The organism is Pseudomonas sp. NPDC089530, assembly GCF_050280705.1.
In the GTDB taxonomy this organism is placed as follows: Bacteria; Pseudomonadota; Gammaproteobacteria; order Pseudomonadales; family Pseudomonadaceae; genus Aquipseudomonas.
On sequence record NZ_JBNNVU010000111.1, the window covers coordinates 1 to 16206 of the forward strand.

Below are 16206 nucleotides of genomic sequence, written 5' to 3' on the forward strand. Positions count from 1 at the left end.
AGCAGTGGCGGTAGATCATGCCCTCGCCGACGGAGTCCAGCAGTTGCTTGAGGTTGCCGGCCACGCCCACGTGCTGCTGCGGGCTGCGCAGGTTGCACGGGTCCTTGAAGGTCAGCCAAGGGTGGCCGGTTTCGAACAGCATCGACAGCATCTTGCGCCACAGGTCTTTGGCCTGGATGGTCTTGAACACCTTGATCTTGTTGTACTCGGTCAGGGCTTCGTAGTACTCGTAGCGCTCTTCGAAGGCCTTGCCGGTCAGGTCGTGCAGATCAGGCACTTCGGACGGCGAGAACAGGGTCCACTTGCCGTCGTCGAAGACACGCTTCATGAACAGGTCGGGGATCCAGTTGGCGGTGTTCATGTCGTGGGTACGACGACGGTCGTCACCGGTGTTCTTGCGCAGCTCGATGAATTCTTCGATGTCCAGGTGCCAGGTTTCCAGGTAGGCGCAGACAGCGCCTTTGCGCTTGCCGCCCTGGTTAACGGCGACGGCGGTGTCGTTGACCACTTTCAGGAAAGGTACGACGCCCTGGGATTTGCCGTTGGTGCCCTTGATGTACGAGCCCAGCGCACGGACCGGAGTCCAGTCGTTGCCCAGGCCGCCGGCGAATTTCGACAGCATGGCGTTGTCGTGGATGGCGCCGTAGATGCCCGACAGGTCGTCCGGCACGGTGGTCAGGTAGCAGCTCGACAGCTGTGGACGCAGAGTACCGGCGTTGAACAGGGTCGGGGTCGAAGCCATGTAGTCGAAGGACGACAGCAGGTTGTAGAACTCGATGGCACGGTCTTCTTTCTGCTTCTCTTCGATCGCCAGGCCCATGGCCACGCGCATGAAGAAGATCTGTGGCAGTTCGAAGCGCACGCCGTCCTTGTGGATGAAGTAACGGTCGTACAGGGTCTGCAGGCCCAGGTAGGTGAACTGCTGGTCGCGTTCGTGGTTGATCGCCTTGCCGAGTTTTTCCAGGTCGAAGTCGGCCAGCACCGGGTTCAGCAGTTCGAACTCGATACCTTTGGCGACGTAGGCCGGCAGAGCCTTGGCGTACAGGTCGACCATCTCGTGGTGGGTGGCGCTCTCGGCCACTTCCAGGAAGCTCAGGCCTTCGGCGCGCAGGGTGTCCATCAGCAGGCGGGCGGTCACGAACGAGTAGTTCGGCTCACGCTCGACCAGGGTTCGCGCGGTCATCACCAGGGCGGTGTTGACGTCTTTGAGCGCCACGCCGTCGTAGAGGTTCTTCAGGGTTTCGCGCTGGATCAGGTCGCCGTCGACTTCTTCCAGGCCTTCGCAGGCTTCGCTGATGATGGTGCTCATGCGGCCCATGTCCAGGGGCGCGAAGCTGCCGTCGGCGCGGGTGATGCGGATCGACGGGTGGGCCTGCACCGGCTGCTCGCTCGGGCTGCGGGTGGCCCGTTCTTTCGCGCGCGAGTCACGGTAGATCACGTAGTCGCGGGCAACTTTCTGCTCGCCGGCACGCATCAGGGCCAGTTCGACCTGGTCCTGGATCTCTTCGATGTGGATGGTGCCGCCCGAAGGCATGCGACGCTTGAAGGTGGCGGTGACCTGTTCGGTCAGGCGGGCCACGGTGTCGTGGATTCGCGACGAAGCGGCTGCGGTGCCGCCTTCAACTGCGAGAAACGCTTTGGTGATGGCGACGGTGATTTTGTCATCGGTGTAAGGAACGACAGTGCCGTTACGCTTGATCACGCGCAGTTGGCCAGGCGCGGTGGCAGACAGATCCAGATTGGAATCGGCAGCCTGCGGCGCGTTGGCCTGCGGGTTCTCGCGAGTTGTGTCGGTTTGCATGGGTGTCTCCACGTTCTCTATGTTTGTTTGGGCACCCTTGGGGTGCCCACCGTTCCGTCCTGAAGCACTACAACCGGCGCACGCCGGGCATAACGACTTCGGGACAGTTCAGGAAGGGGGCTATTGGCGCCGCTTCCATGCCGAAGTCACAGGTAGCGAAGCCTGGGGCTCGTTACCGTATTCCTGGTGGGTGACAGTCTGTGCTGCAACACCCGTACCGTTTTCCTTGCCGTGGGCTGGAAAACTTCAGCCATCCGCTCGCGCGGTTTGGCTGTTGAAAATCCGATTGGTTCCACCAAACGAGTGCAAGAAAAGCACTTGAGTTTCTTGTCTGAATTGTGTTTGGTTTTTGGCGTGAAACCCTAGATATAGGGTTTTTTGGCAGCCGAGCTACAAGATAATGCGTTTTTGGGGGTGATTGCAATGTACAGGCTGTGGATAAGGTTGTGCGTAAATTGTGTATGAAGCGGGTAAAACTCATGCAGGCCGCAGCAGGGCTGGATCCTACCGTTTGTCACTGTTTTTTACCCTGCCAAACGGCCCGGCGCGGATTTTTGCGGGCGCGAACCCTATCACAAAAAAACGCCTTTACCGAGCGCATTTACCTCCTTGTGTCCACGGCCTTGGCCATTGCTACAATCGGGCCTTCCGTACGCTGTTTTATCCCTCCCACATTACAAAAAGACGGGCCGGTATTTTCTGAGCCCGTACCTGGCAAGCAGAGGTCACCGTGGAGCAAGAAGCGTGGCAGATATTGATTGTCGAGGACGATCAGCGACTGGCCGAGTTGACCTGTGAATACCTGGAGAGCAACGGCCTGCGAGTCGCCATCGAAGGCGATGGCGCCCTGGCCGCGGCGCGGATCATCGCCGAGCAGCCCGACCTGGTGATCCTCGACTTGATGCTGCCCGGCGCGGATGGCCTGAGCATTTGTCGCAAGGTCCGCGATCGCTATGAAGGACCGATCCTGATGCTGACCGCGCGGACCGACGACATGGACCAGGTGCTGGGGCTGGACACCGGGGCCGACGATTATGTGTGCAAGCCGGTTCGTCCGCGGCTGTTGCTGGCCCGGATCCAGGCGCTGTTGCGGCGCAGCGAACCCGCAGAAAGCACCACGCCAGAGAAGGCCCGGCGCCTGCAGTTCGGCCCGCTGGTGGTGGACAATGCCCTGCGCGAAGCCTGGTTGCACGACGCCGGGATCGAGTTGACCAGCGCCGAGTTCGACCTGCTCTGGCTGCTGGTGGCCAACGCCGGACGCATTCTGTCCCGGGAGGAAATCTTCACCGCCCTGCGCGGCATTGGCTACGACGGCCAGGACCGCTCCATCGATGTGCGCATTTCAAGGATCCGCCCGAAAATCGGCGACGACCCGGAACACCCCCGTCTGATCAAGACCATCCGCAGCAAGGGTTATCTGTTCGTCCCCGAAGCCGCCGCCGACCTGTCGCCGTGAATTCCATCTTCCTGCGCATCTATGGCGGCATGTGCGCCGCCCTGATTCTGGTGGCGCTGCTGGGCGTGCTGGCGCTGCACCTGCTCAACCAGGTGCGCGGCGAGCAGTACCGCGAGCGGCTGGCCCACGGCACCTTTTCGCTGATGGCCGACAACCTGCAACCCATGAGCGAAATCGAGCGGCGCCGGGCGCTGGCGGTGTGGGAGCGGCTGCTGGGCATCCCGTTGACCCTGAAAACCTTCACCCAGACCGGGCTCGACCTCGGGCAGCGCAATCGGGTGCTGCGCGGCCAGGCGCTGGTGGAGCAGACCGGGCCCTACGCGGCGCGGGTCTATCGTCTGGTCAGCGAGCCGGAGCAACTGGTGCTGACTGGCGAGGTGCAGCAGATCAGCGAGCAGCTGGCGCGGGCGACTATCTATCTGCTGGCCGACGAGTTGGTGCGTTTCCCCGTGGCCGAGCAGCCAGAGCGTCTGGCGGCGCTGAAAAAGGACAAGGGTTTCGGCTTCGAGATGCGCCTGGTCACCCAGGACGCGGCCGATATGGACGAAGACCAGCGCCGCCGGGTGGCCGAAGGCGACACCGTCATGGCGCTGGGCAAGGGTGGCGACTCGATCCGGGTGTTCGCGGGGATGGTGGGCACGCCCTGGGTGCTGGAAATCGGCCCGCTGTACCAGATGAACCCTTATCCGCCGCAATGGCTGGTGTTGATCGCGGTGCTGGGCCTGAGCCTGATCGGCCTGATCGTCTATTTATTGGTGCGCCAACTGGAGCGGCGGCTGCGTGGCCTGGAGTCGGCGGCCACGCGCATCGCCAAGGGCAGCCTGGAGACCCGGGTGCCGGCCGGTGGCGCCGACTCGGTGGGGCGCCTGGCGGCGGCGTTCAATGGCATGGCCGAGCACCTGCAGCGTCTGCTGGCGATCCAGCGCGAACTGGTGCGCGCGGTGTCCCACGAACTGCGCACGCCGGTGGCGCGTCTGCGCTTCGGCCTGGAGATGATCGGTTCGGCGACGACGCCCCAGGCCCGGGACAAGTACATGGAAGGCATGGACAACGATATCCAGGACCTCGATCGGTTGGTGGACGAAATGCTCACCTATGCGCGGCTGGAGCAGGGTTCGCCGGCGCTGAACTTCCAGCGCATCGATCTGGATGCCCTGGTCAATCAGGTGATCAGCGAGCTGGCGCCGCTGCGGGCGCAGGTCAGGGTGCAGCGCGGTTCGTGCCTGTCCGCGGCGGATTGCGGTGGAGCCTGGGTCGAGGCCGAACCGCGCTACCTGCATCGGGCGTTGCAGAACCTGGTGAGCAATGCCATGCGCCATGCCGAGTCGCAGGTGCTGGTCAGTTATCAGGTGGGGCAGATGCGTTGCCGGGTCGACGTCGAGGACGATGGTCCGGGTGTTCCGGAAAGTGCCTGGGAGCGGATCTTTACCCCCTTCCTGCGCCTGGACGACAGCCGCACCCGGGCCTCGGGCGGCCATGGCCTGGGCCTGTCGATCGTGCGGCGGATCATTTACTGGCATGGCGGCCGGGCGTTGATCGACAAGAGCAAGACCCTGGGCGGCGCCTGTTTCAGCCTGAGCTGGCCGCGGCATCAGGATAAGTCTTGAGGGCGGAACAGGGCCTTCGAGGGGTATCCGGACTCAAGCCCGGATGCTGACCAGGCTGAGCAATTGCCCGTCCTGCAGGGCGAACTGTGCGTCCAGTTCGCTGCCGTGATGCCACTCGCCGGACAGGTCCGTCAGCAGCCGCAGGCGAACCTGGCCATCGGCTGTCCACTCCAGCACCTCGGCGTGTTCGAAATAGAAGCGTTGCCGGACGATCGGGTACAGCGCCTTGAACAGGCTTTCCTTCACCGAAAAGGTCAGGGTCACCCAGAGCGCCAGTTGCTCTCTCGGGGCGGCGGCCATGCGCTGCAGTTCGGCCGGGGTAAGGATTTCCCCCGCAAGGCGTTCCGCCCGTTCGAGGCTCAGCAGGTTCTCCAGGTCCATGCCCAGCCCGCGCCAATGTTCCTTGCGCGCGACAATCGCCGCGGCACGCCCGGTGCTGTGGGTGATCGAGCCACAGATATGCGCAGGCCAGACCGGCGCCCGATCCTCGCCGATCGGCGGAATGCAGTCGAGGCCGTCCAGGCGTTGCAGGGCGGCCCGGGCGCAGAAACGCCCGGCGAGAAACTCGGCCTGACGCTTGGCCACCGAGCGTTGAATGCTCGCGGGCGGCGCGATGGCGCTGCGCTGGAAGTCATCGCCGGCCAGGCGCGTAGCGTCGAAATGCGTGCCGAGCAGGACCGTGTCCGGCAGGGCATCGGGCAGTGGCCACTGGTCGTCGAGTGGGGTGCAGCAGGTGGGGAGAGCTGGGAGCGGATTCATGTCGGGCATTTTGCCGGGTTGCGGGGGCTGAGGGTAGCCTGGCAAGCGCATGAGCCGCCTCCGGGAGTGGGGGTTTCCGGAGGCGCTCGGTGCGGGGATCAGTCGAACAGCTTCTTGAAGAACGCCTGCATGTCCGCCCATGAGCGTTCATCGGCGGCCTTGTTGTAGCCGATGTCCGGTCCGCCATGTTCGCCGTGGCTCAGGCGGTCGGCATCCGGGTTGCTGAAGCCGTGCTTGGCGCCCTCGAGATTGACGAACCGGTAGTCGGCGCCGGCCTGGTCCATTTCTGTCTTGAAGGCGCTGACGTTATCGGCGGTGACCATGCTGTCGAGGGCGCCGTGTTCGACCAGGATCTTCGCCTTGACGCTGCCCGGGGAAGCGGGTGTGTTGGTGGCCAAGGCACCGTGAAAGCTCACTACGCCCAGCAGCGGCAGGCCCTGGCGCGCCGCGTCCAGTACCACCTTGCCGCCGAAGCAGTAGCCGATCGCGGCCAGCTTGTGCGGGTCGGTCTGTGGTTGTTGTTTCAGCAGGTCGAGCCCGGCCTTGAAGCGCGCACTGGCGGCGGGCCCGTCCTTCAGGGCCGCCTGCATGAAGGCCATGGCGTCTTGCGGGTGCTCGGTGTGCTTGCCGTCGCCGTACATATCGATGGCCAGGGCGCTGTAGCCCAGTGCCGCGAGATCCCGGGCGCGGCGTTTGGCGTAGTCGTTCAGGCCCCACCATTCATGCACCACCACGACCCCGGGGCGCGCCCCTGGCAGGCTGTCGTCATAGGCGTAGTAACCGATGAGGCGGGTGCCGTCAGGGCTCTGGTAGGGGATTTCCTGAGTCTTGATGGCGGCCTGGCTCATCCCGCAGATGGCCAGCAACAAGCAGGCGAAAAGCGTGCGCATGGTTCGTTCTCCTCTGAAAAGACTGCCAATCAGCCTAGTCGATCTGATTCAGCCGAGGTTCAGAGTGTGTTCAGGGGGAGTTCAGGGCGGGGTCGGTAGTCTGGCCCCCGTACCCAAAAACACAGAGCGAATGAGGAAATCCCCATGACCACTTTCAAGAAGATGATGCTGGCCTTCACTGTTCTCGGCGCCAGCGCTGTCGCCCAGGCCGCCGACAGCAACTTCGCCAGCCTTACCTATGGCCAGACCAGCGACAAGGTCAAGAAATCCAGCCTGCTCAACAGCAATCTGAACCACCCGAACGCTGACGGGGTGATCGGCAAGGACAACACCTGGGGCGTGCGCCTGGGTCAACAGAACGACCAGCACCGCTACTACGCCACCTACGACAATGTCTCCGGTTCCCACAATGGCATTAAACTGCGCCAGGAAAACCTGCTGGGCAGCTACGATCTGTTCCTGCCGGTGACCAGCAGCACCAAGCTGTTCGGCGGTGGCACCGCGGGCCTGACCAAGCTGACCCAGGACTCCCCGGGCTACAGTCGCGACAGCGATATCGGTTACGCCGTCGGCGTGCAGGCCGGTGTCCTGCAGCAGGTTTCCCAGAACACCTCGGTCGAACTGGGTTACCGTTACCTGCGCAGCAATGCCAGCACCGAGATGAGCGAGCATGGCGGCGGCAAGCAGGGTTCGCTGAGCCTGACCAGCAGCGCCCAGACCTACCTGTCGGCCAACTACGCTTTCTAAACTACCGTCCTGGTTTTGACCGCGCCGGATCTGCCAACGCAAGATCCGGCGTTGCCATATATAGGAACAGGGCGCGTGATCGCCCTTGGAGATGTCGAATTTTGCCTGGGAGAGCTGTATGAAACTGCTCGTGGTTGAAGACGAGGCGCTGCTGCGCCATCACTTGCAAACCCGCCTCACGGATGCCGGCCATGTGGTCGAGTCCGTGGCCAATGCCGAGGAGGCGCTGTATCAGTCCGAGCAGTTCAACCATGACCTGGCGGTGATCGACCTGGGCCTGCCGGGCATGGGCGGCCTGGACCTGATCCGCCAGCTGCGCGCGAGCGGCAAGGCGTTTCCGATCCTGATCCTGACGGCGCGCGGCAACTGGCAGGACAAGGTCGAAGGGCTGGCCGCCGGGGCCGACGACTATGTGGTCAAGCCTTTTCAGTTCGAGGAACTGGACGCGCGCCTGAATGCCCTGCTGCGTCGCTCCAGCGGTTTCACCCAGTCGACCATCATTGCCGGTCCGCTGCTGCTCGACCTCAATCGCAAGCAGGCCTCGCTCGACGAACAGCCGCTGGCGCTGACCGCCTACGAATACCGGATTCTCGAGTACCTCATGCTCCACCATCAGCAGGTGGTGGCCAAGGACAGGTTGATGGAGCAGTTGTACCCGGACGATGACGAGCGCGATCCGAATGTGATCGAAGTGCTGGTCGGCCGCCTGCGGCGCAAGCTGGAGGGGCCGTCTGGCTTCAAACCCATCGATACCGTGCGTGGCCTGGGCTACCTGTTCAACGAGCGCTGCCGATGATCCGCTCGCTACGCCTGCGCCTGATGCTGGCGGCCACCACGCTGGCGGTGCTGTTCATGCTGGCGTTGTTGCCAGCCATGCAGGGCGCGTTCAGCCTGGCGCTGCAGGACTCTATCGAGCAGCGCCTGGCCTCCGACGTCACCACCCTGATCTCGGCGGCGCGGGTTGAGAACAATCACCTGCAGATGCCGGCGCAACTGCCGGACGAGCGCTTCAACCTGACCGACAGTCGTCTGCTGGGCTACATCTACGACCGCGAGGGGCATCTGGTCTGGCGGTCGAAGGCGACCCAGGAAGAGGACATCAACTACAAGCCACGTTATGACGGACGCGGCAACGAGTTCGCCAGGATCCGCGAAGCCAATGGCCAGGAGTTTTTCGTCTACGACGTCGAGGTCAAGCTGCTGGGCGGCAAGAGCGCGGCGTTCAGTATCGTCGCCCTGCAACCGGTGCGTGAATATCAACAAACCCTTGAAGGGGTGCGGGAAAACCTCTACCTCGGTTTCGGCGCCGCGTTGCTGGTGCTCCTGGCCTTGCTCTGGCTGGGCCTGACCTGGGGCCTGCAGGCCTTGCGCCGGTTGAGCCAGGAACTGGACGAGATCGAAAGCGGTACCCGGGAAAGCCTCAGTGAAGAACATCCGCGGGAGCTGTTGCGCCTGACCGGCTCGTTGAACCGCCTGCTGCACAGCGAACGCGAGCAGCGCAGCCGTTATCGCGACTCCCTGGACGATCTGGCCCACAGCTTGAAAACCCCGCTGGCGGTGCTGCAAGGGGTCAGCGAGGACATGGCCCTGCGTCCCCAGGACCGCGAGCAGGCCTGGGTGCTGCAGACCCAGATCGAACGCATGAGCCAGCAGATCAGCTACCAGTTGCAGCGCGCCAGCCTGCGCAAGAGTGGCCTGGTGCGCCACCAGGTGCGTTTGCGTCCGGTGCTGAAGAGCCTGTGCGACACCCTGGACAAGGTCTATCGCGACAAGCAGGTACGGGTCTCGTTCGACTTGCCCGAGCGTTGCTATGTGCCTATCGAGCACGGCGCCTTGCTTGAGTTGCTAGGCAACCTGCTGGAGAACGCCTACCGCCTGTGCCTGAGCGAGGTACGCATCAGCGTGCGCGAAGACCTGCGTGGCGCGCAGCTATGTGTCGAGGATGACGGTCCGGGGGTGCCGCCGGATCAGCGAGCGCGGATTCTGCAGCGCGGCGAACGCCTGGATCGCCAGCATCCGGGGCAGGGCATCGGCCTGGCGGTGGTCAAGGACATCATTGACAGCTACGGCGCCCAACTGACCCTGGGGGATTCCAGCCTGGGCGGGGCGGCGTTCCGCATTCATTTTCCGGCCATCTGAGGGCGCGCGTTCAAGTTTCCTGGGCGCGGTAGGCCCCCGGGGTCAGGCCGGTCCACTTCTTGAACGCGCGGTGAAAGGCCGAGGGCTCGGAAAAGCCGGTCTGTTCGGCGATCTGTTGCAACGACAGGTCGGCCCGACGCAGGTGGTAGATGGCGATATCGCGCCGCAGTTGATCCTTGAGTTCCTGGAAGCTGGTGCCTTCTTCGCGCAAATGCCGGCGCAGGGTCTGCGGGCTGATGTGCAGGTGCTGGGCGATGCTTTCCAGGTCTGGCCAATGGCTGCTGTCGCGGCTGAGCAGGCGGCGCAACTGGCTGCTCAGGCTGTCGCCCTCATCCGGGCGCGCCAGCAGGTCGGCGGGGGAGTGCTCGAGAAAGCGCTTCAGGGTTCGTTCGTCCTGCAACAGCGGCATGCTCAGGTAGCGGCTGTGGAACAGCAGGCTGCTGCAATCGCGGGAAAACACCAGGGGGCAGGGGAACAGCAGGTCGTATTCGTTGCCGTGCTCGGGTTTCGGGTAGCTGAAGCAGGCCTGTTCGAGGCGGATGCGCTGGCCGATCAGCCAGCTGCCCAAGCGATGCCAAATCACCAGCAGGCTCTCGCTGAGGAAGTGGTCCGGGTCCCACAGCGGAGCGTCGTCCAGGCTCAGGCGGGCCATTTCTCCTTCGCGGGTCAGGCTCAGCCGCGGGGCCTGCGGGAATAGGCTATAAAACAAGAGACCGCGATGCAGGGCCTTCTCCAGGTTGCTGCAGTGGATCAGCGCATGGCACATCATGGCGAAGGTGCCGCGCTTGCTCGGACCATCGCCAAACCCCAGGTACTCGTCGTCCAGGACTTGCCAGAGCTGTTGCAACAGGTTGGCGAACTGCTCGGGGGCGATCCGGGCCTTGGGCTCGTTCAGCAGTTCGACGCCGATGCCCAGGGTCTGCAGCAGTTCCGAATAGTCGTAGCCCCGGCGACGGGCCCCGCCCAGGGCGGCACGGGCGAAATGACTGGCAATGGTGCGTTCGCGCATGAAGGTTGATCCGTCCATTAAGTGGCGGATGTTAGCAGCAGGCACAGGCGGAGCAAGGCGGATATCCGCCAAATTGTAGGACGAGTCTTGGGCGATGGGCGGAAATCCGCCACTTCATCCGATGGCAGGGACAGCGAAAGGCGACAGCAAACCCCAATGCCTCAAGGCCTTCAGGTTTTTTTGGCAAGCTGGCACGGGCTTTGCGATAGGTGGGGCAGGGAGCGGCGAGAGCTGTTCTCACTGCTCAACACAACAAATCCCTCCAGTGCAGGAGGGTTCGCACTTTAGGCGTCGCGCGCATCGATGGATGGTGTGCGACGGTGCTCTTGAGGAACTTTGCAATGACGACTCGTCAGCCCCTGTACAAATCCCTGTATTTCCAGGTGATCGTTGCCATCGCTATCGGCATCCTGCTCGGTCACTTCTACCCGCAGACCGGTGTGGCCCTCAAGCCCCTGGGTGACGGGTTCATCAAACTGATCAAAATGGTCATCGCCCCGATCATCTTCTGTACGGTCGTCAGCGGTATCGCCGGCATGCAGAACATGAAATCGGTGGGCAAGACCGGTGGCTACGCGCTGCTGTACTTCGAAATCGTTTCGACCATCGCCCTGCTGATCGGCCTGGTCGTGGTCAACGTGGTGCAGCCGGGCAACGGCATGCACATCGACGTGTCGACCCTGGATGCCTCGAAAGTGGCGGCCTACGTCACCGCCGGCAACGATCAGAGCATCGTTGGCTTCCTCCTCAACGTCATTCCGAACACCATCGTCGGCGCCTTCGCCAATGGCGACATCCTGCAAGTGCTGATGTTCTCGGTGATCTTCGGTTTCGCCCTGCATCGCCTGGGTGCCTACGGCAAGCCGGTGCTGGACTTCATCGACCGTTTCGCCCATGTGATGTTCAACATCATCAACATGATCATGAAGCTCGCGCCGCTCGGTGCGCTGGGTGCCATGGCCTTCACCATCGGCGCCTACGGCGTGGGTTCGCTGGTGCAACTGGGCCAGCTGATGATCTGCTTCTACATCACCTGCGTGCTGTTCGTGCTGGTGGTGCTGGGCGCCATCTGCCGCGCCCACGGTTTCAGCGTGCTGAAGCTGATCCGCTACATCCGTGAAGAGCTGCTGATCGTGCTGGGTACTTCCTCCTCGGAATCGGCGCTGCCACGCATGCTGATCAAGATGGAACGCCTGGGTGCCAAGAAGTCGGTGGTGGGCCTGGTGATTCCTACCGGTTATTCCTTCAACCTCGACGGTACCTCGATCTACCTGACCATGGCCGCCGTGTTCATCGCGCAAGCGACCGACACCCACATGGACATCACCCACCAGATCACCCTGCTGCTGGTGCTGCTGCTGTCCTCCAAAGGCGCCGCGGGCGTGACCGGTAGTGGCTTCATCGTACTGGCGGCAACCCTGTCGGCCGTGGGTCACTTGCCGGTGGCCGGCCTGGCGCTGATCCTGGGTATCGACCGCTTCATGTCCGAAGCCCGTGCGCTGACCAACCTGGTGGGTAACGCCGTGGCCACCGTCGTGGTCGCCAAGTGGGTCAAGGAACTGGACGAAGACAAGCTGCAGACCGAGCTGGCTTCCGGTGGTCGTGGCATCAACGACACTCGCGAAGAAGACGACCTGGGCGTTGCCGAAGGTCCAGCCCCGACGACGGTGAAGTAATCTCACCGTGTCGATGAAAAACCCGCTCCGGCGGGTTTTTTCATGCCCGGCGTTTGAGCGCAACGGTCAGCCCGGGTGGCGCTTGCGGTGATTGCCGGGCCCCGGGGCGCTGCCTACTCTGTGGGCAGTCAATCGGGAAGGAGAGTGCTCATGCAAGGGCCGCTGGCGTCACTCAAGGTACTGGATTTCTCCACGCTGCTGCCGGGGCCGTTCGCCTCGTTGCTGTTGGCGGACATGGGCGCCGAGGTGCTGCGCATCGAATCGCCGACCCGCATGGACCTGCTGCGGGTGCTGCCGCCCCACGACCAGGGCGTCTCCGCCAGCCATGCCTACCTCAACCGCAATAAGCGCAGCCTGGCGCTGGACCTCAAGCAGCCCGAGGCGCTGGAGGTGATCCGCCAGTTGGTGCTGGAGTACGACATCGTCCTGGAGCAGTTTCGCCCCGGGGTGATGGAGCGCCTGGGGCTGGGCTATGAGGCGTTGAAGGCGCTCAACCCGAAGCTGATCTACGTCTCGATCACCGGTTACGGCCAGACTGGCCCCTACCGGGATCGCGCCGGGCATGACATCAACTATCTGGCCCTGGCCGGCCTGGCCAGCTACACCGGACGCCAGGACAGCGGGCCGCTGCCCCTGGGCATCCAGGCGGCGGACATCGCCGGGGGCTCGCTGCACGGGGTCATCGGCCTGCTGGCGGCGGTGATCGCTCGCCAGCACAGCGGCCTGGGGCAGCAGCTGGACGTGAGCATGACCGATTGCGTGTTCAGCCTGAACGCCATGGCCGGCGCCGGTTACCTGGCCTGCGGCATCGAACCCCACGCCGAGCAGCAGGTGCTCAACGGCGGCAGCTTCTACGATTATTACCGCAGCCGGGATGGCCGCTGGCTGTCAGTGGGCAGCCTGGAACCGCCCTTCATGCAGGCGCTGTGCAAGGCCCTCGGGCGCCCGGAGCTGGCGGCCCAGGGGCTGTCGCCGCGGGCGGAGCAACAGCAGGCGCTCAAGCAGGCCTTGCAGGTCGAATTCGAGAAGCACGATTTTGCCGAACTCTGCGAGTTGTTCGCCGCGGTCGATGCTTGCGTCGAACCGGTGCTCGGTCTGGCGGAGGCGGTGACGCACCCGCAGTTGCAGGCGCGGCAACTGGTCAGCCAGGTACCCCGCGGCGATGGCAGTCACCAGGCACAGATGGCCTGCCCGCTGAAATTTTCCCAGGGGCTGCCGGAGCCCCGGCATATCGGCGCGGCGCTGGGCGCCCATACCGACCAGGTGCTGGCCGAGCTGGGCTACAGCGCCCAGCGCATCGAGGCATTACGGCAAGGCCGGGTGATCCTGTAGGGGCCTCGGTCGGGCTCACTCCACCCGCATCTCGCCACTGAACACCAGCGTGTGCCGGCAGCGCCGGCACAGGTAACGTCGCCCCTGGGCGACCAGGCGATGGCGCTGGGCGGAAAACGGGAAGTCGTTGTCGCAGGGGCAGCGATAGATGTAGCGGGTCACGCTGCGCCGCTGGACTTCGTAGGTGTGGCAGCGATTGGGCGGCAGCTCGTAGACGCCGCGCATGATCAATTGCCACTCTTCGCCATGGGGCTGGATACGTTCGCCGAATAGCTGGTGGGCAATCAGGTGGGCGACTTCGTGGGCCACGGTCTGCTTGAGGAAATCTTCGCTATTTTCCCGGTACAGCTGCGGGTTGAAGCGCAGCAGGTTCTCGTGCAGGTGGGCGACGCCGGCTTTCTGGCCACGCAATTTGAGGCTGACCGTCGGGCGTTTGAAAGGTCGTTTGAAAAAGGATTCAGCGAGTTGGAAACAGTCTTCGACGCGGGTAAAGAGTTGCTCGGGCATGCTTAACGGCTCTCCAGAGCGTGTGAGTATGCCGCAAAGCGTGTGCATTCCGAATCGTCCAGGCGCCGAATGGTTGTCGTACGCATTAGAAGGCCGCCTTGCGGCGGCCTGTGTTGGCGGATTGTGTTTGCTTATTTTTGCGCAGCGTCAGTTGGTGTAAACGGGGCCGACGCCAAGACCCCAGACGATCACGGTGAACGCCATGATCGCGACCAGCACTACCAGCCCGACGGCCAGCACTGAACTCGAAAACAGGAAACCTTCGTCCGAAGGAATGTTCATGAAGGTCGGCAACCCGACATACAGCAGGTACACGGTGTAGCAGATGGCGGCCGTGCCGACGATCATGCCGAGCCACATGTGCGGGTACAGCGCCGCCAGGCCGCCGACGAACAGGGGCGTCGCGGTATAGGTGGCGAACGCGACGCAGCGCGCGAGGCTCGGGGTGGCATCGTAGGTGCGGGCCATCCAGTGGATGAAGGCGCCCATGACCGCGACCCCGCCGAGCATGGCCAGGTACGACATGATGGTCATCCACAGCGCGCTCTCCATGGTCAGCATGACCGGCGCTCGGCTGCCAATGACCCAACCGACCTGAGTGGTGCCGATAAACGCCGAAATCGCCGGGATCGCCGCGAGGATCAGCGTGTGGGTGAGGTACATGTGGCTGATGCTTTCCTCTTCGTCGCCACGTATTTCTCGCCATTCCTGATCGGGGTGGGTGAAGAGTCCCACGACATGATGGATCATAGTCAGTCACTCCTTTGTTGTTGCCATCGCCCCCCAACGGAGCGCCTACGGGCCAGAGGCCAAGTAAGTAAAGGTCTGAATATATGTGCGACCTTATGTCGCAGTATAGAAAGGACTGATCGCCAATAGGCGCGGGCGTTAGAGCAAATTGCGCTGTCGGCCCGGCTGGTAATCGCCAGCGGTGATTTGGTCGGTCGATGGGCGCCCGGCGCTTCGCCCGCGCGCGCTTTTTGCGTAAAATGTCCGGCTTTTCGTCACACACCGCGGATTTCAAGCGCCATGGGCACTCTTACGGTCAACCAGAACAAACTGCAGAAACGCCTGCGCCGCCAGGCCGGGGAAGCGGTCGCCGATTTCAACATGATCGAAGACGGCGACAAGGTCATGGTCTGCCTGTCCGGCGGCAAGGACAGCTACACCATGCTCGACGTGCTGATGCACCTGCAGAAGGTTGCACCGATCAAGTTCGATATCGTCGCCGTGAACATGGACCAGAAGCAGCCCGGGTTTCCCGAGCACGTCCTGCCGGCCTACCTCGAGGAACTGGGGGTCGAGTACCACATCGTCGAGAAGGACACCTACTCGGTGGTCAAGGAACTGGTGCCGGAAGGCAAGACCACCTGTTCGCTGTGCTCGCGCCTGCGTCGCGGCACCCTGTACACCTTCGCCGACGAGATCGGCGCGACCAAGATGGCCCTGGGGCATCACCGCGACGACATCGTCGAGACTTTCTTCCTCAACATGTTCTACAACGGCTCGCTCAAGGCCATGCCGCCCAAACTGCGGGCCGACGACGGTCGCAACGTGGTGATCCGGCCGCTGGCCTATTGCAGCGAAAAGGACATCCAGGCCTATTCCGATCTCAAGCAGTTCCCGATCATTCCGTGCAACCTCTGCGGCTCCCAGGAAAACCTGCAGCGCCAGGTGGTCAAGGAAATGCTCCAGGAATGGGAGCGCAAGAACCCGGGCCGTACCGAAAGCATTTTCCGCGGCCTGCAGAATGTGGTGCCGTCGCAACTGGCGGATCGCAACCTGTTCGACTTCACCAGCCTGAAGATCGATGAAACCGCGGCCTCGCGTTTCGTCAATGTGGTGAATCTCTGAGTCGTTTCGCGGCTCTGTATCGTGGAATCACGGCGCTCCTCTGAGCGCCGTTTCTTTATCGTCATAAGGAGAGGGCATGCGCGACTACAAGTGGCTGCACGAATACTGTCTGAACCGCTTCGGTTCGGCGGCCGAGCTGGAAGCCCATCTGCCGGTTCCGAAAACCCCGGCGCAATTGCGCAAGATCAGTGATGACCGTTATCTCTCGACCCTGGCCCTGCGGGTGTTTCGCGCCGGCTTGAAGCACAGCCTGGTGGACGCCAAGTGGCCGGCGTTCGAAGAGGTGTTCTTCGGTTTCGATCCGGAGAAAGTGGTGCTGATGGGTGCCGAGCACCTCGAGCGACTGATGCAGGACGAGCGCATCATTCGCCACCTGGGCAAGCTCAAGAGCGTGCCGCGTAACGCGCAGATGGTGCTGGACGTGGCAAA

General features: G+C 63.1%; 15 protein-coding genes. 9 read left to right on the forward strand and 6 right to left on the reverse strand.

Features of this window, described 5'->3' with window-relative positions; translation table 11 throughout:
* A partial coding sequence (locus ACQKQA_RS26745; protein WP_427564117.1) for a ribonucleoside-diphosphate reductase subunit alpha occupies nt 1–1801 on the reverse strand: 1801 nt, incomplete at its 3' end.
* A gap of 730 nt (nt 1802–2531) precedes the next feature.
* Between ACQKQA_RS26745 and ACQKQA_RS26750 the strand changes: the two genes are divergently transcribed.
* Both ACQKQA_RS26750 and ACQKQA_RS26755 read left to right on the forward strand, forming a co-directional pair.
* The gene (locus tag ACQKQA_RS26750; protein ID WP_427564119.1) at nt 2532–3257 is read left to right on the forward strand and encodes a response regulator; all 726 of its coding nucleotides are present in this window, start codon (nt 2532–2534) and stop codon (nt 3255–3257) included.
* Nucleotides 3254–4864: an ATP-binding protein gene (locus ACQKQA_RS26755; protein ID WP_427564121.1), complete on the forward strand. Its 1611-nt coding sequence runs from the start codon at nt 3254–3256 to the stop codon at nt 4862–4864. Before ACQKQA_RS26750 ends, ACQKQA_RS26755 begins: the two co-directional genes overlap by 4 nt.
* Before the next feature lie 33 nt (nt 4865–4897).
* Here the strand turns inward: ACQKQA_RS26755 and ACQKQA_RS26760 are convergent, their stop codons facing one another.
* On the reverse strand, nt 4898–5623 hold the full coding sequence (locus ACQKQA_RS26760) for a 4'-phosphopantetheinyl transferase family protein (protein ID WP_427564123.1): 726 nt from the start codon (nt 5621–5623) through the stop codon (nt 4898–4900).
* A 98-nt stretch (nt 5624–5721) separates the two neighbouring features.
* On the reverse strand, nt 5722–6513 hold the full coding sequence (locus ACQKQA_RS26765; protein ID WP_427564125.1) for a dienelactone hydrolase family protein: 792 nt from the start codon (nt 6511–6513) through the stop codon (nt 5722–5724).
* Between the two features lie 144 nt (nt 6514–6657).
* On the opposite strand from ACQKQA_RS26765, the gene ACQKQA_RS26770 reads away from it, so the two are divergent.
* The 3 genes from ACQKQA_RS26770 (at nt 6658) to ACQKQA_RS26780 (ending at nt 9399) form a co-directional block, all read left to right on the forward strand.
* Nucleotides 6658–7260, forward strand: coding sequence for a hypothetical protein (locus tag ACQKQA_RS26770; RefSeq protein WP_427564126.1), 603 nt, complete (start codon nt 6658–6660; stop codon nt 7258–7260).
* Between the two features lie 118 nt (nt 7261–7378).
* Entirely contained in the window at nt 7379–8056 is a 678-nt protein-coding gene (locus tag ACQKQA_RS26775; protein WP_427564127.1) for a response regulator, read from the forward strand.
* Nucleotides 8053–9399 carry an ATP-binding protein gene (locus tag ACQKQA_RS26780; RefSeq protein ID WP_427564129.1) on the forward strand — a complete coding sequence of 449 codons (1347 nt, stop codon included), beginning with the start codon at nt 8053–8055 and terminating at the stop codon, nt 9397–9399. Before ACQKQA_RS26775 ends, ACQKQA_RS26780 begins: the two co-directional genes overlap by 4 nt.
* Nucleotides 9400–9409: 10 nt before the next feature.
* Here ACQKQA_RS26780 and ACQKQA_RS26785 read toward each other — a convergent pair whose 3' ends face one another.
* Nucleotides 9410–10408, reverse strand: a complete 999-nt coding sequence (locus ACQKQA_RS26785) for an AraC family transcriptional regulator (protein WP_427564131.1) — start codon at nt 10406–10408, stop codon at nt 9410–9412.
* Between the two features lie 341 nt (nt 10409–10749).
* Here ACQKQA_RS26785 and ACQKQA_RS26790 point away from each other — a divergent pair, with 341 nt between their 5' ends.
* Both ACQKQA_RS26790 and ACQKQA_RS26795 read left to right on the forward strand, forming a co-directional pair.
* A complete protein-coding gene (locus ACQKQA_RS26790; protein WP_427564133.1) occupies nt 10750–12084 on the forward strand; it encodes a dicarboxylate/amino acid:cation symporter in 1335 nt (444 codons plus the stop codon).
* 150 nt (nt 12085–12234) lie between these two features.
* Complete coding sequence (locus tag ACQKQA_RS26795; RefSeq protein WP_427564135.1) at nt 12235–13416, forward strand: CaiB/BaiF CoA transferase family protein; 1182 nt, start codon at nt 12235–12237, stop codon at nt 13414–13416.
* Nucleotides 13417–13431: 15 nt separating this feature from the next.
* Here ACQKQA_RS26795 and ACQKQA_RS26800 read toward each other — a convergent pair whose 3' ends face one another.
* Together ACQKQA_RS26800 and ACQKQA_RS26805 are read right to left on the reverse strand one after the other, a co-directional pair.
* Nucleotides 13432–13923 carry a SprT family zinc-dependent metalloprotease gene (locus tag ACQKQA_RS26800; protein ID WP_427564137.1) on the reverse strand — a complete coding sequence of 164 codons (492 nt, stop codon included), beginning with the start codon at nt 13921–13923 and terminating at the stop codon, nt 13432–13434.
* Nucleotides 13924–14070: 147 nt separating this feature from the next.
* Nucleotides 14071–14673 (reverse strand): Yip1 family protein, encoded by a 603-nt coding sequence (locus ACQKQA_RS26805; protein ID WP_427564139.1) that lies wholly within the window; start codon nt 14671–14673, stop codon nt 14071–14073.
* 279 nt (nt 14674–14952) lie between these two features.
* Between ACQKQA_RS26805 and ttcA the strand changes: the two genes are divergently transcribed.
* Both ttcA and ACQKQA_RS26815 read left to right on the forward strand, forming a co-directional pair.
* On the forward strand, nt 14953–15777 hold the full coding sequence (gene ttcA, locus ACQKQA_RS26810) for a tRNA 2-thiocytidine(32) synthetase TtcA (protein ID WP_427564140.1): 825 nt from the start codon (nt 14953–14955) through the stop codon (nt 15775–15777).
* A 76-nt stretch (nt 15778–15853) separates the two neighbouring features.
* Nucleotides 15854–16206 (forward strand): DNA-3-methyladenine glycosylase I (locus ACQKQA_RS26815; protein WP_427564142.1); only part of this gene is annotated, 353 nt, incomplete at its 3' end.

Coding starts and splice junctions, on each gene's coding strand:
- ACQKQA_RS26760 (WP_427564123.1), bottom strand. CDS start 5,623: ATGAATCCGCTCCCAGCTCTCCCCACCTGCTGCACCCCACTCGACGAC.
- ACQKQA_RS26765 (WP_427564125.1), bottom strand. CDS start 6,513: ATGCGCACGCTTTTCGCCTGCTTGTTGCTGGCCATCTGCGGGATGAGC.
- ACQKQA_RS26770 (WP_427564126.1), top strand. CDS start 6,658: ATGACCACTTTCAAGAAGATGATGCTGGCCTTCACTGTTCTCGGCGCC.
- ACQKQA_RS26775 (WP_427564127.1), top strand. CDS start 7,379: ATGAAACTGCTCGTGGTTGAAGACGAGGCGCTGCTGCGCCATCACTTG.
- ACQKQA_RS26780 (WP_427564129.1), top strand. CDS start 8,053: ATGATCCGCTCGCTACGCCTGCGCCTGATGCTGGCGGCCACCACGCTG.
- ACQKQA_RS26785 (WP_427564131.1), bottom strand. CDS start 10,408: ATGCGCGAACGCACCATTGCCAGTCATTTCGCCCGTGCCGCCCTGGGC.
- ACQKQA_RS26790 (WP_427564133.1), top strand. CDS start 10,750: ATGACGACTCGTCAGCCCCTGTACAAATCCCTGTATTTCCAGGTGATC.
- ACQKQA_RS26795 (WP_427564135.1), top strand. CDS start 12,235: ATGCAAGGGCCGCTGGCGTCACTCAAGGTACTGGATTTCTCCACGCTG.
- ACQKQA_RS26800 (WP_427564137.1), bottom strand. CDS start 13,923: ATGCCCGAGCAACTCTTTACCCGCGTCGAAGACTGTTTCCAACTCGCT.
- ACQKQA_RS26805 (WP_427564139.1), bottom strand. CDS start 14,673: ATGATCCATCATGTCGTGGGACTCTTCACCCACCCCGATCAGGAATGG.
- ttcA (WP_427564140.1), top strand. CDS start 14,953: ATGGGCACTCTTACGGTCAACCAGAACAAACTGCAGAAACGCCTGCGC.